At 71.8% G+C, this 17659-nt stretch carries 13 protein-coding genes; 6 read left to right on the top strand and 7 right to left on the bottom strand.

The features are described from left to right. Positions 1 to 876 precede the first annotated feature (876 nt). Complete coding sequence (locus WME90_RS02535) at positions 877 to 1878, top strand: squalene/phytoene synthase family protein (protein WP_437279450.1); 1002 nt, start codon at positions 877 to 879, stop codon at positions 1876 to 1878. On the opposite strand, the gene WME90_RS02530 is transcribed toward WME90_RS02535, so the two are convergent. From WME90_RS02530 to WME90_RS02510, 5 genes are all read right to left on the bottom strand, one after another. After that, complete coding sequence (locus WME90_RS02530) at positions 1866 to 2234, bottom strand: response regulator (protein WP_437279449.1); 369 nt, start codon at positions 2232 to 2234, stop codon at positions 1866 to 1868. The two genes, WME90_RS02535 and WME90_RS02530, sit on opposite strands and share 13 nt — an antisense overlap. Next, positions 2231 to 4450, bottom strand: coding sequence for a HAMP domain-containing sensor histidine kinase (locus WME90_RS02525; protein WP_437279448.1), 2220 nt, complete (start codon positions 4448 to 4450; stop codon positions 2231 to 2233). Before WME90_RS02525 ends, WME90_RS02530 begins: the two co-directional genes overlap by 4 nt. Before the next feature lie 218 nt (positions 4451 to 4668). Next, positions 4669 to 5379, bottom strand: a complete 711-nt coding sequence (locus WME90_RS02520; RefSeq protein ID WP_437279447.1) for a glycosyltransferase family 2 protein — start codon at positions 5377 to 5379, stop codon at positions 4669 to 4671. 106 nt (positions 5380 to 5485) lie between these two features. Beyond that, positions 5486 to 5923: a rhodanese-like domain-containing protein gene (locus WME90_RS02515; protein ID WP_437279446.1), complete on the bottom strand. Its 438-nt coding sequence runs from the start codon at positions 5921 to 5923 to the stop codon at positions 5486 to 5488. A 32-nt stretch (positions 5924 to 5955) separates the two neighbouring features. After that, a complete protein-coding gene (locus WME90_RS02510; protein WP_437279445.1) occupies positions 5956 to 7179 on the bottom strand; it encodes a DUF1015 domain-containing protein in 1224 nt (407 codons plus the stop codon). A gap of 226 nt (positions 7180 to 7405) precedes the next feature. On the opposite strand from WME90_RS02510, the gene WME90_RS02505 reads away from it, so the two are divergent. Continuing rightward, a complete protein-coding gene (locus WME90_RS02505; RefSeq protein ID WP_437279444.1) occupies positions 7406 to 9064 on the top strand; it encodes a helix-turn-helix domain-containing protein in 1659 nt (552 codons plus the stop codon). After that, a complete protein-coding gene (locus WME90_RS02500) occupies positions 9057 to 10577 on the top strand; it encodes a glycosyltransferase family 39 protein (RefSeq protein WP_437279443.1) in 1521 nt (506 codons plus the stop codon). The genes WME90_RS02505 and WME90_RS02500 overlap by 8 nt, the downstream gene beginning before the upstream one ends. 220 nt (positions 10578 to 10797) lie before the next feature. Here WME90_RS02500 and WME90_RS02495 read toward each other — a convergent pair whose 3' ends face one another. Further along, positions 10798 to 11820 carry an OmpA family protein gene (locus WME90_RS02495; protein WP_437279442.1) on the bottom strand — a complete coding sequence of 341 codons (1023 nt, stop codon included), beginning with the start codon at positions 11818 to 11820 and terminating at the stop codon, positions 10798 to 10800. Positions 11821 to 11975: 155 nt separating this feature from the next. Here WME90_RS02495 and WME90_RS02490 point away from each other — a divergent pair, with 155 nt between their 5' ends. From WME90_RS02490 to WME90_RS02480, 3 genes are all read left to right on the top strand, one after another. Further along, the gene (locus WME90_RS02490; RefSeq protein WP_437279441.1) at positions 11976 to 12929 is read left to right on the top strand and encodes a LysM peptidoglycan-binding domain-containing protein; all 954 of its coding nucleotides are present in this window, start codon (positions 11976 to 11978) and stop codon (positions 12927 to 12929) included. Continuing rightward, positions 12926 to 14161, top strand: a complete 1236-nt coding sequence (locus tag WME90_RS02485; RefSeq protein WP_437279440.1) for a serine/threonine-protein kinase — start codon at positions 12926 to 12928, stop codon at positions 14159 to 14161. The genes WME90_RS02490 and WME90_RS02485 overlap by 4 nt, the downstream gene beginning before the upstream one ends. Before the next feature lie 93 nt (positions 14162 to 14254). Further along, positions 14255 to 15700 carry a choice-of-anchor D domain-containing protein gene (locus WME90_RS02480; protein WP_437279439.1) on the top strand — a complete coding sequence of 482 codons (1446 nt, stop codon included), beginning with the start codon at positions 14255 to 14257 and terminating at the stop codon, positions 15698 to 15700. 3 nt (positions 15701 to 15703) lie between these two features. Here WME90_RS02480 and ftsH read toward each other — a convergent pair whose 3' ends face one another. After that, positions 15704 to 17563 (bottom strand): ATP-dependent zinc metalloprotease FtsH, encoded by a 1860-nt coding sequence (gene ftsH / locus WME90_RS02475; RefSeq protein ID WP_437279438.1) that lies wholly within the window; start codon positions 17561 to 17563, stop codon positions 15704 to 15706. Positions 17564 to 17659 lie beyond the last annotated feature (96 nt).

The following is a 17659-nucleotide window of genomic DNA, read 5'->3' as shown; positions in this document are numbered from 1 at the left end:
ACGACGGTGGGCCACGACACCGGGTCAGGAGCTCGCCTCGGGGAGCACCGCCTTGGCCGTCCGCGTCTACCCGCAATGGAGCGGTGGACGAGCGGTGGACGAGCGGTGGACGAGGCTCGCCAAAGGCTCTCCTCCTGCCCGTCTCCTCTGTCTGGAGCGGATGCCCCGGCGGGCGCACCGAACACGGATGACCGCTTTGAGCCGTGGTCACAACCACAGATTCGTGCCGTTCACCACAGCGCGAACGACACGATAACACCGGCTGAATCACCCAGCTCACGAGCGCGTCTAGCGTCCGATCGCGCGTGGGAGCGCTCCGGTCGCGCGGCCCACCATGGCAGACCGAGCAGCAGAGAGAGCGCGCGCGGATCGCGGCCCGGCGCTCACGCGCCGTCTCACCGGCCCTCACGTAGGCGTAAAGGCCATCCGCCAGGAACTCCGGAATACCTCATCTGCCTAGAACACCCAAGGTACCGCCGAGACGGAGCGAGAGAGGGCAGAGATGTCAGGACAGCACCGACGCTATCCGTTGGACAATGTATCGACCGAGGGTATACACCGACGATCATTGACGGCGTGTTCCCAACACACGGGCAAAACACACAAGGAATCCATGCATTATCTCCGACGCCCGTGCCCTGGACGACGAATTTCCGCGTCGACTGGGAGACGATAAGGCCTCATAAAGGAAGGCGAACAGGCGTCACCGCGCATCTCTCGGAGGATCGGAAAGTTCTACACGGTAGAGAGCCACCATCCATCACCGACGCAGGCGCCCCAAGCAAACAGGATGGGTCACGTCCATAATCGCAATTGACCGCGCGAGCCCAGGGCGACACCGGCGGCAGGCACGTTCAACGTGCGGTACTCGACATCGTGAAACCTATTGAACACATATCCTCTCGACTGACCTACCTGCCCGCTGCTGCACCAGCATCGGAGCGGACTCCTTACCAGCCGATCTCGGCGGTCGTCGGATCATCCCACTATCGCGCCCTGTCGGACGACGCGTTGAAGGACGAGGACAACGCCGCCTGGGTGCTCGGCCTCGCCCCCGACGTGAAGCGGGCGTGGATCGACCGCATCCGCTGGATCCGGATCGTCGATCGCCTCGCCGAGAACGAGCGCATCGAGCCGCACGCGCGGCGATTCAGCCGCTTCATGGTGGCGTGGAGGCGCGTCCGTTCCTGCGGCTTCGTCGATCCGTGCTGCCCCTTCGCGCGCGAGCTCTCCGCCATCCACGCGCTGTGGCTCCGCGGCCCCGCGCTCGGTCGACTCGACCAGGACGACGTGCAAACGCGCTCGCTGGCCGCCTGGGACGCCTACCTGCTCGCCCTCGCCGACTACCACGCTCCCGACCTGCTCATTCGCACACTGAAGGAGCACGACACGATGCTGGTGCGGCTGTCAGGCCACATCTTCCAGCTGGTTCCGTTCCTGACGAAGGAGCACTGGGACGCAGCCGGGGAGTTCGGCCGGCTCGATCAGTTCTTCAACAACCTGAGGGACATGCAGGAGGACGCCGATCGCGGCATCTGCTACCTGCCCGAGGAGGAGCTCGCGCGTCACGGGATCACGCGCGCTCAGGTGCTCTCCGGACGGTGCGTCGATACGCCCGGGTACCAGGGCCTCATGCGGTACTGGCTCGATGAGGTCATGCCGGCGCTCTACGCGCGCGCGGCGCCGTTCATCGAGGCGCGCGGCCTCCACCCCTCGCTGGAGATCATGAGGGAGTGGAGCCTGCGCCGTTATGCCCGCATCACACGGGTGTTCCGCGCGACCGGCTTCGATCACCGCCGGTTCCCCGCGCGGTACTGGGCCGAGGTGCGGCGCGACCTCGCCGAGCGGCGGCAGCTCGTCCACGCTCACCCCGTGTAGCGCCTCACCGTCGAGAGGAGCGCGTCCGGGTCGAACGGCTTGCCGAGCCACGCGTCCGCGCCGACCTCGGCCGCCCGCCGGTGCGCGTCGGCCGCGGCGGTGAGCACCACGATGGGCGCCTGACGCCCGTACCGGACCTCGAGCTCGCGCGCGAACTCCGGGCCGTTCATCACCGGCATCTTCATGTCGAGCAGGATGAGATCCGGCAGGTCGTGCTCCAGCTTGGCCAGCGCCTCGCGGCCGTTGCACGCGATCTTGACCCGGTAGCCATCCTCCTGGAGCACGAGGGAGACGAGCGCCACGAGGTCCGCGTCGTCCTCCACGAGGAGCACCGTCTTTGCGTGTCTGTCGTTCATCGTCGATCGGCCGCGGGGGCCTCGCTGCTGAGTGGAAGGGTGAAATAGAACGTGCTGCCCCTGTCCTCCTCGCTCTCGAACCAGATGCGCCCACCGTGACGGGTGATCATGTCCTTCGCAAGGAACAGCCCGATTCCCATCCCACCGTAGTCGTGTCGCGTGTCCGTGTGCGCTCGGAAGAAGCGCTCGAAGATCCGCTCCTGCTTGTGGGCGGGGATGCCGACGCCCCGGTCGCGCACCGAGACGACCGCCTCGAAGCGCGGGGCAGGGCCGTGGCGCTGCGAGAAGAGCGCGGCGTCGCAGGTGGGCGGCGACGACACCGGCGCGCGCTCGGCGACGGCGACGCACACGTCGACGTCCCCGCCGTCCGGCGAATACTTCACCGCGTTGTCGAGGAGGCTCGCGAGCACCTGGCGCAGCCGCTCCGGATCGGCGCGCACGACGGGCGGCCGCTCGGCGTCGAGCGACAGCCGCACCCGGTGGCGGCTCGCCGACTTCGCGACGCGATCGACCGTCTCCTGCACGAGCGCCTTCAGGTCGACGTCCTCCTCGGACACCTGGAGCACGTCGAGCGTGACCTGCGAGATGGCCAGGAGATCGTCGACGATGCGGTTGATCCTGTCCGCGCCTCGGTCGATGGCCTCCAGCATCTTGCGGCGCGGCGCCGGCAGATCGTTCGAGTTGCGCAGGAGCGCGAGCGCGTAGCCCTTCATGATCGCGACCGGCGTCTTGAGCTCGTGCGCGCCGACCCGGATGAACTGGTCCTTGACGAGATCGAGCTCCATGAGCTCCGTCACGTCGCGGGCGACCGCGACCGCGCCGAGGACCGCCCCGCCCTCGCTGCGGATCGGCGCCGCGCTGGTGCGCAGGAAGACGTCGCGGCCCGCGCGGCCGTTCGCGAGCACCTGCTCCTCCTGCACGATGGTCTCGCCCGCGAGCGCCCGCACCATGGGCAGCTCGTCGCGCGTGAACGCGCGGCCGTCGCTGTGGCGCATCCGGCCGAGGTCCATCACCTCCTCGACCACCCGGCCTGCCTGCTCCGAGCGGCCCGAGAGGCCGAGCAACCTGAGCCCGGAGGCGTTGATCATCGTCAACCGGCCCTGGCGGTCGCACGCGAACACCCCCTCGACGAGGTTGTCCAGCACGGCCCCGAGCTGCGCCGCGCGCTGCGCCGCGTCCTGCAGCAGGCGCTCGCGCTCCGCGAGGTAGCTCCGCGTGCGCCGGGACGACTCCTCCAGGCGATCGACCATGGCGTTCACGCCGCCCGCCAGCGCGCCGATCTCGTCCTTGAAATAGACCGGGATCCGCTCCAGCCGGTCGACCTCGCCGCGCTGGACGATCTTCTGGATGACCGCGGCGACCTGCTGGAGCGGGCCCGCGAGGGCGCCGGCGAGGAAGCCCGCGCAGACGGGCGCCCAGGTGACCGCGACCATCGAGAAGATCGCCAGCGTGAGCCTCAGGCCGGGCTTGGCCGGCCCGGCCGTCTCGCCGAGCACCATCGCCGCCATCCAGCTCGTCGGCGCGATGGCGAGGCAGGCGCCGAGGATCACGAGGCGGACCGCGAGCGAGTATCCCTTGCCTGGCACGGAGAGATCGCGCTCGCGCGCGATGAGCGAGATGACGCCGGCGGCGGGGGCGAGCAGGCGGCCGAGGATGCTGTAGGCGAGCGGCAGCGCCGCCGCGAACAGGGCCACCGCGAACAGGGCCAGCGCGACGCCGCGCTGGACGCCGAGCGGGCTCTGGTCCGGCGCGATGAAGTAGAACGCCACGGTGACGGGCAGGTACAGGAGCGCCCACGAGACCGCCCAGACCGTCGCGAACGCGAGCGGCGTGTCATAGGCGGCGTTCGCCGCGGCGAGGACGAGCTCCTCCGGAGGGGCCGCGCCGCCGCTGCCCGTCTCATCGACGCCCGCGCCGCTCCGGAGGGGATGGGCCACGGCGTACCGCCGCAGGCGCTCGATCGGGCGCAGCATGTGGACGAGCAGCGCGATGAGGCCCCCCGTCTTGACGAGGTACATGAGCCCGATCAGCCCGAGCAACCGCGCCTGGACCGTCGAGTCCACGACGCCGAGGAGGCGCAGGTGAGCGACCGGGACAAGCAGGCTGTACGGCAGCTCGATGCCGAACGCATAGGCCACGACCCGAGGCGTGAACGACGGAGTCCGTACCCTCCCCGGATTCCAGATTTTAGCCCAGGCGGCTCGGCTGATGGCCACGTCCGTCACCCCCCTTGTTGAAGCATGGCTGCGGCGTCCGCGCTCCTGGGACACCTCCGCGCCAAGCCGATGAGTCAGGTCGCCAGGCAGCTTTGCTATGAGAACCAACGAGCGAGTTGTCGACCGTTTTGAGCGGTGGCTCATGTCGATTCGGTCGATTCCCACCGATTCGCACTCACGCGTTCCGTCCGCGCGTGTGCGCCCTGCGATTTCCCTGATCAGCTCAGGGACTGCCTTATGGCGTTCCTGGCGATCAGAAAAAGAATGGTGAGCACGTGGCGCGCGCGCAGGCCGCTCGCCTCGCCGCGGTAAACGGGGCGCACGCTGACCTCGCGGACGCGGAGCCGGCGCGCCGCGAGGGCGGCGAGCAAGTCGTTCGGATAGCCGTAGCGGGGCCAGAGACCGTCGAGGTCGAGCGCGTCGATCGCGCGGGCCGAGATCGCGGTGTACCCGCACTGGCTGTCGGAGAGGGCGTCGAGCCCCGCCGCGCGGCGGGTGAGCGCGGCGAGCGCCGCCGTCGCGGCGAGCCGCTGCAAGGGCATGACGCGCCACACGTCGGGGTGGCGCAGGCGATCGCCCTTCACGTAATCGGCTTCGCCCGAGGCGATCGGGGCGACGACGCGCGGGAGATCGCGCGGATCCATCTGCCCGTCGCCGGCCATGACGGCGACGGCGGAGGCCCCGAGGGCGCGAGCGCGCCGGTAGCCGGCGACGATCGCCGCGCCGACGCCGCGGCACTCGGGGTGGACGAGCACCTCGAGGCGCTCGTCCCCGACCGCGCGCGCTATCTCGGCCGTGCCGTCTCGACTGGCATCGTCCACGACGATCACGTGATCGACGAAGGCGGGGACCGCCCCCGCGGCCTCGGAGATCCATCGCGCCTCGTCCCGCGCGGGGATGACCACTGCGACGCGCGCACCGTGGAGCACGCGAATTCCTAGCGGAACGAGCGGTCTTCGGCAACGCGCTCGGCGATGCGACGGCGCGCACGGCTCGCGCCGCAGGGCCGCGCGCGCGCCGTGCGCACCGGACGTATCACCTGCCGGTCTTCTTCCGGAGCTCGGCGTACGATCCGCCGGGCGTGGTCGTCTCGACGGGCAGCCCGGCCGGCCCCCAACCGCGCTCGGTGATCGCGCCGAACGCGTCGCGCGGCCCGTCGAAGCCGGCGCGTTGATCGATGACGGCCGTGTAGCCGGCCGACACCATGGCCTCGGCCGCGCGCATCGAGCGCTGTCCGGCCTTGCAGCCCACGATGATCTTCGCGTCCCTGGGATAGAGGGCGCGGACCACGTCGAGGAAGTCGGGGTTGGGCTTCATGCCGCCCGCAGCGGCGTGCATGAGCGGCACGTTGTGCGCGCCGCTCGGGTGCCCGGCCGCATATTCGGGCTCGCTCCGGACGTCGAGGTAGAGATACCCCTCCTCGTCGATGAGCTTTTTGGCCTGCTCGGGGGATACGCGCTTGATGTCCGCCATGGGGCGCAGTCTACCCCCGCGGGGCGCGCCGGTCAGAATGTATGAATGAAGAGCCCGCTGCGGAGCTTCGGCTCGAACCACGTGCTCTTCGGCGGCATGAGCAGCCCCGCGTCGCTCACCGCGAACAGCTCGCCGATCTGCGTCGGGTGGAGGCGGATCGCCATCGTGAACGCGCCCGAGTCGACGCGTCGCTCGAGCTCGGCGACGCCGCGGATGCCGCCGACGAAGTCCACGTGTTTGTCCCGCCGAGGGTCGCTGACGCCGAAGACCGGGCCGAGGATCTGGTCCTGGCAGATCGAGCAGTCGAGCGAGGCCACCGGGTCGCTCGCGTCGAACGATCCCGGGCGGACCTTGGCGGTGTACCAGCGGCCGCCAAGGTAGAGCCCGAAGGAGCGCGGGCCGGCGGGGGTCGCGGCCGCGGCGTCCTTGGCGGGCGCGACGTCGAGCCGCTCGCCGAGGGCGCCGAGCAGCGCCTCCGCGCTGCGGCCGGCGAGGTCCCGCACGACGCGGTTGTAGGGCATGATGTTCATCTGGTCGTGCGGGAACACCACGGCCAGGAAGACGTCGTGCTCGCCGCCGTCGCCGCGCAGCTTCCTGTGGACGCGCGCCGCCGCGGCGCTGCGGTGGTGGCCGTCGGCGACGTAGAGCGTGGGGATCGCGTCGAAGCGCTCCTCGAGGTCGGCGGTCGCCGCGCGGCCGAGGACCCAGAGGGTGTGGTCGACGCCGTCCGCGGTCGTGAAATCGTAGATGGGCGGCGACTGCATGGCCTCCGCGACCGCGCGATCGATGCCCGCGTCGGCGCGGTACGTGAGGAATACCGGCTCGTCGTGCGCGCCGAGCTCCTCGATGTGGCGGGTGCGGTCGTCCTCCTTGTCGGGGCGCGTCTTCTCGTGCTTCTTGATGACGTCCTGCTCGTACTCGGCGACCGCCGCGCAGCCGACGACGCCGATCTGCCGGTGATCGCCCATCCTCTGCGCGTAGAGGTAGAGGTGCGGCTCCTGGTCCTGCACGAGATCGCCGCTCGCGATGAGATCGGCGAGGTTCTGCGCGCCGCGGGCGTAGACGGCGTCGTCGTGCTCGTCCGTCCCTTCGGGCAGATCGATCTCGGGGCGGGAGACGCGGAGGAAGCTGTGCAGGCCTCCGGCCGCGAGGGCGCGCGCCTCGGCGGTCGAGATGACGTCGTACGGCGGGCTCGCGACGCGGGCTGCCTGGGCCTGGGGGGGTCGGTAAGCGCGGAAAGGTCGGACGGTGGCCACGGCGAGCGACTAACCCAGCGGCCTGGGCGCGTCGAGGCGGCTCACGCGTCCAGAGCCGCGGCGGGCGGGGCGGACCGACCGCGCGCCCGCGCGGAGCCCGGCGACGGCGACGCTGATGGCCGCGCGCGGCGCGTGCTAGGAGGGACGCGCGCCGCGGGCCGCTCGCATCCGCTCGCCGCCGTACCAGCCTGCCCGCGCGCAGCCGCGCGCGGCACGAAGAGGAACCTTGTCCAGCTCCGGTGAGTCCTACCCCCCGCCGCGCTATTCGACCCTCCCGCCCGGCTCGGCGGACGACGATCTCGCCCTGCCGGGCGAGGCGCCCTCGTTCTCCAGCTCGCGATCCCGACGCGTGATCGCCGTGGGGGGCGGCCGCGGGGGCGTCGGCAAGGCGACGCTCGCGGTCAACCTGGGGGTGTACTTCGCGCAGCTCGGGCGCGACGTGATCATCATCGACACCGACGCCTACAGCCCGGGGCTGCACGCCGCGCTGGGGATCGAGGCGCCGCCGCTCGTCACGCGCGAGGACATCGAGGAGGGCAAGGCCGAGCCGATCGCGACGACGGTGCCCGGGCTCCGGCTCGTCCCGACGGCGTACGACCCGATGACGGCCACGCCGCTCCGGCCGAGCCGCGCCGCCTACTGGATGAAGATGATCCAGGAGCTCGACGTCGACTACGTGATCGTCAGCCTCGGCGCGGCGACCGGCTCCTCGACGCTCGATCTCTTCCTGCACGCCGACGTCGGCATCTGCGCCACCACGCCCGAGCCGCTCGCGGTCGAGCACTCCTACCGCTTCTGCCGCGCGCTCTACCAGCGCACCTTGCGGCGCGCGCTCATGAAGGAGCGCTTCAAGATCCGGCTCGTGGAGAAGGTGGCCTCGTCGCTGCCGGCGCTCGCGACGCCGCGCGACTTCATCATGGAGGTGAAGCGGTTCGACGAGGGGGTCGCGTCGCTAGCGGCCGCGCAGCTGCCGCGGGTGAAGCCGCACCTCGTGGTCAGCCAGACCCGGCACCGCTCGGACCTCGAGCTCGGCCCGGCGATGAGCACCGTCTCGGAGCGCTTCCTCGGCATCTCCCTCGACTACCTCGGGCACATCGAGCACGACGACGCGGTGTGGCTGACCGCGCGGCGGCGCCAGCCGCTCCTCATCGACAGCCCGACGTCGAAGAGCGCGCGCAACCTCGAGCGCGTGGCCCGGCGCATCCTCGCGCTGCTCGCCGCGCGCGACTCGCGCCCCGCCGAGGCGCACGCGCGCGCCCTCGCCGCCGCCTCGAAGAGCGCCGCGCCGGTGACCCTCTACGACGCGCTCGGCCTCGCGCGGACGGCCGCCGACGACGAGATCCGGCGCGCCTACAAGCGCCAGCGCGACATCTACCGGGAGGGGAGCCTGCCGGTCGTCAGCGTGCTGAGCCCCGCGGTGCTCCAGAAGGAGCAGGCGCGCATCGAGGAGGCGCACGACACCCTCCTCGATCCGGTCCGCCGCCGCGCGTACGACCTGTCGACCTACCCCGACGATCCGCGCACGCAGCTCGGCCCGGTGCGCGCCGAGAACGCCGCCGCCGCCGCCGAGCTCGCCATGCTCCAGGCCGAGCTCGCGCGCGAGATCAACGCCGAGACGCAGTTCAGCGGCGCGCTGCTCCGCAAGGTGCGCGAGTCGCAGGGGGTCGAGCTCACCGACATCTCGCAGCGGACCAAGATCTCGCTGGCGCACCTCCAGGCGATCGAGAACGAGGCGATCGGCGACCTGCCGGCGACCGTCTACGTACAGGGATTCGTTCAGGAAATTGCCAAGTACCTGCGGCTCGATCGGGCCCAGGTGGCGAAGACCTACATGCGTCGGCTGCGCGAGATCTCCGCCGGTTCGCGCGCCAAGCCGCATGGCTGAGCCGGAGCGCGCCGGCGCCGGGGCGGCGCGGGTCGACCGCTGGCGCGGCAGGCTGGGGAGCGCCGGCGAGGATCTCGCGTTCTCGGCGCTCGCGTTCGTCCTCGCGTTGCTGCCGCGGCTCTACGTGGCGATCGCGTGGGCGCGCGAGCCGGTATGGGACGGCCATTACTATGATTTCGGCGCGCGCCGCGTCGCCGCCGGGCTCGGCTACTCGGACGATCTCATCGTCGGCGGCCAGGCGGTCTGGCACCCGTGGTGCCATTATCCGGTCGGCTACAGCGGGTTCCTCGCGCTCGTTTACCGGCTGTTCGGCGACGGGCCGCGCGCGGCGACCGTCGCGAACGCGGTGACCGGCGCGCTGCTCGTCGTCGTGGTCCACCGCCTCGCGCGGTACGCGGCCACGCCGGCGCGCGCGCGCGTGGCGGCGCTCCTCGCGGCGCTCTCGCCGGGGCTCATCGTGTACGCGGCGCTCCTCATGACGGAGCCGCTCGCGGCGCTCGGCCTGGTGACGGCGCCGTGGCTGCTCGCGCGCGACGCCGCGCGCGGCCGCCCGGTCCGCGGCGCGATCCTCGCGGGCGTGGCGCTCGGGCTCTCGGCGCTGGTGCGGCCGCAGAGCCTGCTCTGCGCGCCGGCTCTGGCGCTGCTGGCCATGCGTGGCCCGGAGGGGACGGCGTCCGGAGGAGCGGCGACGGCGTCTGGAGGGGCGGCCGCGTGGAAACGCGGCGCGCTCGCGGCGGCGCTCTCGGCCGCGACGGCGCTCGCCGTGGTGGCGCCGTGGACGATCCGCAACTGCCGCGTGATGGACGGCTGCGCGCTCGTCTCGACCAACGGCGGCTGGAACCTCGCGATCGGCGCGTTCCCGCGCGCGACGGGCCGCTTCGAGACGCTGCGCCCGGGCGACGGCTGCCCGGTCGCGCGCGGCCAGGTGGCGCAGGACCGCTGCTGGATGGCCGCGGGGATTCAGTGGATCAAGAATGATCCAGGTCGCTGGCTGGCCCTGATCCCGAGGAAGCTGAGCTTCACCTTCGATCACGAGTCGTTCCCGATCGGCTATCTGGGCGAGGCGGACCCTGCTGCGTGGCCCGAGGAGCGGCGCGCGGCGGGGCGCCGCGTGCTCACGGCGTCGCACCTCGGCCTGCTGTCCGCCGCGGCGCTCGGGGTCGTTGCGATGCCGCGGCGGAGACCGCGGCGGGAGCTCGTCGCACAGGCCATCGCGCTCGCGGCGGTGCTCGGGCTGGTCGCGCTCGGGGTGCTCGGCGACGGGCACGCGTTCTGGCCGCTCGCGGTGGCGATCCCGCTGATCGCCGCGCTGCCGCTGCCGGGCCGGCCCGCGAACGGGGGCGTCGTCGGTTATCTCGCGTTCGCGGTCGCCTCGGTGGCGCTGACACACGCAGTGTTCTTCGGCGAGGACCGGTATCACATGGTCGTGACGCCGGCCCTGTGCATCCTCGCGGCGTGCGCCCTACGGCGCGGCGAAGCGGCAACAGCCGCAGAACAGGCGGGCTATCGGTGAGGGAGACCGGCGTCCAGAGGCGCTAATACCGCAGGTCAGAGTCCTGCCAGGGCCCTCTCGCGACCGAAGAGAGATTTCAACGCAAAGGCGCAAATGCGCAATGGCGAAAGACGCAAAAATGCAAAAATCTGTTCTTTTTTGCGACTTTGTGCCTTTGCGTTGAAATCTCTCTCCAGATCCCTGGCCGGACTCCGGTAGGTGGAGCTAAAGGCGCGCCCCTTCAGGGCTTTGGCGCCGCCCCGCTCGGGCCGCCGGTATTCTCCTTTTCCACTGCTTCCTGGTCCGCCACCAGGCCGATCTCGATCCGCCGGTTCTTCGCCCGCCCCTCCGCCGTGGCGTTCGTCGCCGCCGGCGCGAACTCCCCATATCCGGCCGCCGACAGGCTCCCGGGCGCCATCCCCGCCTCGATCAGCGCCCTCACGACCGCCACCGCACGCGCCGTCGAGAGCTCCCAGCTCGACAGGGATCTCGCGCCCTTCGCCTTCTTGCTCTTCGCGTCGCCGGCGTCGTCGGTGTGCCCGGCGACCTGGAACCTGTGCTCCGGCATCGTCCGGAGCACCGCGGCGATCTCGGCCAGCACCGCGCGCCCCTCGCGCTGGACTTCGGCCTTCCCCGGAGCGAAGAGCGCGTCGCTCGGCACCTCGATCACGAGCTGCCCGCCGCGGAGCCCGACACGCACCTTCCCCGCATGGACCGCGCCCTTCAGCCGGTCCACGGCGTCGCGGATCACGGCCGCGCGCGCCTCCGCCGCCGCCTGCTTTCGGCGCAGCTCGTCGAGCTTGGCCCGCGTCTCCGAGAGCTCCGCCGACAGGCTGCCCCGCTCGCCGGCGAGCTGTCCCACGCTCTGCCCGGCGCTCCGGAGCCGCGCCGAGAGCTCCTCGTTCATGGCGGCGAGCTCGTCGAGCCGCCGCGCGAGCCCCGCCTCGGCCGTCGTCGCCTCGGACAGCCTGAGATCGCGCGCCCGGAGGTCGTCCGCGAGGCGCGCCAGCTCCTCCTCGATGGCGGCGACCTGCGCGGACCGCTGCGCGGCCTCGGCGCGGGCGCTCTGGGCCTCGGCCCGCGCCTTGTTCCCCGCCTCCCGCTCTCTATGGATCTCCGCGCGCGCCTGGTCGTACAGCTCCTGCCGCACGAGGCAGCCCGGCGTCGCCAGCCCGAGCAGGCCGACCGTGAGGAGCCGCGCCGCGGCAGGCGAGCGCCGCGAGAGCCACGTCGGGATCTTGCCGGCCGTCGTCGTGTATTTCATGGGTCGCGCGCACTCTGGCACGAAACCCACGGGCGCGACGAAATCGTGGCAAACGTCCTCCGCGCGCCGCCGCGCGAGCCGTCCGCGAGCCGTCCCACGGAGGGCGAACCCCTGGTACCCTCGGCGGCGTGATGTCTCGGCGAGCTTGGTTTTCCGTGGGCGCCCTCGCAGCGACGACGCTTGTCGGCAGCGCCGCGGCGGCGTTCCCGCACGTCGTCCGCGAGGGCGAGACCCTCGCGCAGATCGCGGAGCGCACCTACGGGCGCGTGCAGATGGAGCAGGTGCTCGTCGCCGCCAACGCGCTCGACGCAGGCGCCGGCGTACCGATCATGCCCGGCCTGCGGCTGGAGGTGCCGGCGCTTGGCCATCACCGCGTCACCGCCGGCGAGACCTGGGCGAACCTCGCGGAGCGGCTGCTCGGCACCGCCGACCGGAGCGACGTCCTCGCGCTCTCGAACGACACGTGGCCCTGGATCGAGCCGACCGACGGGCAGGAGATCATCGTGCCGTACAACCTGCGGTACGTCGTCGGCCAGCACGACACCCTGCTCACCATCGCCTATCGCTTCCTGGGCAAGCGGGACCAGGCGTGGATGCTCGACAAGTACAACCACCTCAAGCAGGACCCCCTGCGCCGCGGCATGGTGATCCTCGTGCCGCTCACGGATCTGCCGCTCACGGCCGAGGGCAAGGCCGAGGCCGCGAGCTCTGGCGCGCTGGTGCGCTCCGAGGGGGCGGGCCGCGCGCGCGAGGCCCAGCGCCGGGTCGACGCCGAGCTGCCGCAGCTCGCCGGCGACGTGCGGAGCGGCCGTTACATCGACGCCGTGGCGCGGGCGAGCCGCCTGCTCGGCTACGGAGATCTCTCCCGGGTGCAGATCGCCACGGTGCAGCGGCACCTGCTCGAGGCCTACGTCGCGCTCGACGCCACCGGGCTCGCCGAGACCGCGTGCGCCGCGTGGCGTGAGGCCGATCCCGCCGCGCGCCTCGATCCCATCGAGCTCAGCCCGAAGATCGTGCGCGCCTGCACCTCGTCGACGGAGCAGTACCTCAGGGAGCCTTTGCCGGATCCTGCGCCGCCGCTCCCCATGGATGCGGGCGGTGGGCGGTGACCTCGCAGCAGCCCGCGCCCGATCGCCTGCCCGCAGGGCAACGCGTCGCGTCGCGGTACACCGTGGAGTCGGTCATCGGCGAGGGAGCCTCCGGCGTCGTCTACCGCGCCTCCCGCGACGAGGACGGCCAGCGCGTCGCGCTGAAGGTGATCCACAGGCACCTCACGGGGACGCCCCAGATCTTCAGGCGTTATCACCGGGAAGCCGCCATCCTGGAGTGCGTCGAGGGCCCCCACGTCGTCCGGATGCTCGACTTCGTCGAGGAGAGCGGGCTCCTCGTGATCGCGCTGGAGCACATCGACGGCAGCTCGCTCGAGGAGCTCCTGCGGGACCACGCGCCGATCGAGATCGATCTGGCGATCGAGATCGCCCTGCAGATCTGCTCCGCGCTGGAGACCGCGCACGCGGCGGGCGTGGTGCACCGCGACCTCAAGCCGGCCAACGTGCTCATCGAGCGCCCGGGCGGGCCCGCCGGCGCCGCGCCATCGCCCCTCGCGGGCCGCGTGCGCGTTGTCGATTTCGGGCTCGCGAAGGTGGTGCACGGCGAGCAGCCGACGACCGGGCTCACCGAGAAGGACATGATCTTCGGGACGCCGGAGTACATGGCGCCGGAGCAGGTGCGCGGGGAGGACGTCGATCCGCGCAGCGACGTCTATGCGCTCGGCTGCATTCTCTACGAGATGGCGGTCGGCGCCGTGCCGTTCAGCAAGCGGACGCCCATCGCCGTGATGACCGCGCAGATCGCCGAGCCGCCGCCGCCGCCGCGGGCCAGCGAGCGTAGCGGGCTCATCTCGGCCGGCCTGGAGGCCGTCATCCTGAGGGCCCTCGCCAAGAGCCCTTCGGAGCGGCACCCGAGCGCCAGGGCCTTCGCCGACGCCTTGCGCGCCTGCCGCGAAGAGCGGCGCGTCGTGCACCACACCCCCGCGAGCCTCGCGAACGCCGTGTCGATCACCGAGCTCGCGCTCGAGCGGACCGGCCTGGATTACGCCGCCCCCTCCAACGACGGAGTTTCCGCCCCGGGCGTCGGCCACGTCGGCCAGCCGGTCATGCCGCGGGAGAGCGCGGTGGGCAAGGCGCTGCCCAGAACCACGGTCGCGGTGCTCCGCGAGACGCCCGCCACCGCTGCGCCGACGGCGGGCGGCACCTCGCGCGAAGTCATCCTCTGGACCGTGGTGGCCATTCTCTGTGCGACCGCCGGTATCGTTGTCGGCACGCTCTTCGGTGCGCGCTAGGGCGCAACTGGAACGCAGCTGGAACGTCGCTGACGCGCCGCCATCGGGAGTGCGGCTATGGCGTGGGGCGCGTGGATCGTGGTAATCGTTCTCATGCGTTCCTTGCTGTCCGGCGGCGCTGCCCTCGCGGCCTTCCGCTCTGCTCGACCCCGGCGGCGGCGCGCTCTCCCCTGCGCCGCCGCTGCGCTCGCCCTCCTCGCCCCCGCGGCCGCTTCGGCCTACGACTCCCTCGCGGCGCCGTGCGCGGACGACCCGCTCCATTGCGAGCGGGGAGAGCTCGCGTTCCAGCGCACGGACGCAATCCCGCTCGAGCTCGACTTCCAGACAGGCTGGATCCCGCCGGGCTCACCGCTGCAAGTGAGCCTCGGGGCCGCGGTCTATGCCAACACCCAGGTCTCCTTGAGCGGAGCGATCGAGGCGTCGTGGCCAGAGGCGCTCGCGCTCAAGGCCCCAGGCGCGCCGGAAGGAGGCGTGTTCAGCTGCGATTATGGACTCGATGTCAGCGCACAGGGACGCGTCAGCATTTCCGTCCTGGGCCAAGACTATGGCTGGACGGGTGATATCCCCTATGTGCCCCAGATCGACTTCCAGGTGCACGCCCGCGAGCAGTTCGACGCGTGGGGCTGGGAGCCGGGCATCACGCTGGAGAGGTCGACCGAGCTGCAGCGGATTGCGTCCGTGTCGCTCGGTGACCTCATCGGCGGCTCGATCCCCGGAATCGACGGCAGGTTCGAGCTCGACATCGCGATGGACGTCGCGGCGCGCTACACGACCCATCGCGTGGCCATCGAGACGCTCGACCAGGCGACGGTGAGCGGAGGCGACATCACCTCGGAGGGCGGAGCGTCATCCGTGGACTACCTGGGCGGCCCGTCGGTCGAGCTCAACGTTCGTCCGGAAGGCTCGGTGCGGTACGATGGCACGCTCCACCTCGTCCCCGCGTTCAACATCAGTCTGCTGGGCCGCTCGTGGTCGATCCCGATCGTCGACGTCCCGCTCGCCTTCCCGCTCACCGAGCGGGAATGGATCTTCGAGAGCGAGCGCGTCCACGTGCCGCTCCCGGATCTCGCGCTGGACAAGCAGGAGATCGACTTCGGGGCCGTGGAGGTGGGGCAGGCCAACGTCGAGCTCGTCCGGCTGTCGAACGCGGGGGAGGCGCTGCTCGACGCCGTCGTGACGACCGACGACCCGGAGAGCTTCGAGCTCGCGGACGGGGCGCTCGGGATCGACCCTGAAACGGAGGTCGACTTCGCGATCCGCTTCGCGCCGAAGGCGAGCGGCGAGTTCACGGCGACCGTCCTCGTCGAGTCCAACGATCCCGACCGGCCGGCGCAGGCGATCGCCGTGCGGGGGATCGGCATCGGCGAGCCGGAGGCGCCGCCGGGCGGCGGCGAGCTCGAGGAGGAGGACGGCGGCTGCGCCTGCCGCGCGGCCGGGGGCGCGCCGCGCGGGGGCGCGGGCGGCCGGGCCTGGGCGGCCGCCGGCCTGTCGCTCGCCGCGCTCGCGGGCGGCCTCAGGCGCCGGCGCCGCGCGGCCTGAGGCTCACGCCGCGCTCGGCGGGCCCACGGCGATCTTCCGGCGCGTCGACACGGTCGCGATCTCCGAAAGCTCCTCGCCGCGCAGCGTCTCCTTGAGCACGAGCGCCTCCGCGACCGCCTCGAGGCCCTCGCGGCGATCGACGAGCAGCTGCTTGGCCTTCAGGTACATCTCCCCGAGCCGCTCCCTCACCTCCTCGTCGACCTCGCGCGCGGTCTCGTCGCTGCACGTGCGCTCCTCCTGGAGCACGCCGAGCATGGGGGCGCCGACGGTGCGAGCGAGCGCGGAAAGCCCGAGGCGCCGGCTCATCCCGAGGCGGGTCACCATCTCGCGGACCAGCGCCGTGGCGCGCCCGAGATCGTCGTGCGCGCCGCTCGACACCTGCCCCAGCGCGAGCTCCTCCGCCGCCCTGCCGCCGAGCATCACCGTGACGCGCGACTCGATCTCCTGCTCCGTAACCAGCTGGCGCTCGTCGCGGGGCACCTGGATCGTGACGCCGAGCGCGCCGATCGTGCGCGCCACGATGGACACCCGCTCCACCGGATCGGCGGCCGGCAGCGCGAGCGCGACGAGGGCGTGCCCGGCCTCGTGGTAGGCCACGCGCCGCCGCTCCTCCGCCGTCATGATCTGCCCGCGGCGCCGGAGCCCGAGCTGCGAGCGATCGAGCGCCTCGTCGAAATCGGCCTGTGCGATCTCCTTGGCGCTGCGCCGCGCCCCGGCGAGCGCGGCCTCGTTGACGATCTTCGCGAGATCGGCGCCGACCATGCCCGGCGTGCGGCGCGCCACGAGCCCGAGGTCGACGCCGGGCGCGAGGGGCACCCGCCGCGCGTGCACGGCGAGGATCGCCTCGCGGCCCCGCAGATCCGGCCGATCCACGATGACCTGACGATCGAAGCGGCCCGGCCGCAGGAGGGCCGGATCGAGCACCTCGGGGCGGTTGGTGGCGGCCATCAGGATCACGGTGGTGCGCGCGTCGAAGCCGTCGAGCTCGGCGAGGAGCTGGTGGAGCGTCTGCTCTCGCTCGTCGTGGGTCGCGAGCGCGCCGAGGCCGCCCCGGGTCCTGCCCACGGCGTCGATCTCGTCGATGAACACGATGCTGGGCGCGCTCTTGCGCGCCTCCTCGAAGAGCTCGCGGACCCGCGCGGCCCCGAGCCCCACGAACATCTCGACGAACTCGCTCGCGTTCAGCGAGAAGAACGGCACGTTCGCCTCCCCCGCCACCGCCCGCGCGAGGAGCGTCTTGCCGGTGCCGGGCGGCCCGATGAGCAGCAGGCCGCGGGGGATCCGCCCGCCCAGCGACCGGTACCGCGACGGCTCCTTGAGGAAGTCGACGACCTCGACGAGCTCGTCCTTGGCCTCGTCGACCCCGGCGACGTCCGAGAAGCGCACCGGATCCTGCTTGGATCGATCATAGATCTTCGCCTTGCTGCGCAGGAACCCGAGCGCCCCGCCTGCCCCCTGCCCCGCCCGCCGGAGCATCATGAAGAACGCCCCGTTGATGAGCAGGAGCGGCAAGAGCCAGATCGCCACCTGCGTCCACACCGACGTCTGGGGGCTCTTCGCATCGACGCGGACCTGCTGGTCGAGCAGCGCCTTCACGATCGGCTCGTCGTCGACGCCGGGCAGCCGCGTCACGCGGACATGCTCCTCCGGTCGCTGCGCATTGCCGCGGCGGGTCAGCTCGACCTCGTCGGGCTTCACGATGGCCGCGGAGATCTCCCCGCGCCGCACCTCGGCGACCGCTTCGTCGTAGGACACGAGCGGGCGCCCTCGTGGCTTGACGATCCCGGAAAAGACCAGGATCGCGACGGCGATCAGCAGGTACCCGAGCCACGCGCGCGATGGCGGCCTCTTCTCGTCAGCCATTCCACGGAGCTGATGTGTGGCGGGCGCCGCATCGGCAAGCCCTTCCCCCCGGAAGAACGGGAAAGCATACGACAAAGCCGCGCGAGGGAGGGAGCC

The sequence above is a fragment of the Sorangium sp. So ce375 genome (assembly GCF_051473855.1).
Taxonomy (GTDB): domain Bacteria; phylum Myxococcota_A; class Polyangia; order Polyangiales; family Polyangiaceae; genus Sorangium.
This window is presented reverse-complemented; position numbering and strand designations above follow the sequence as displayed.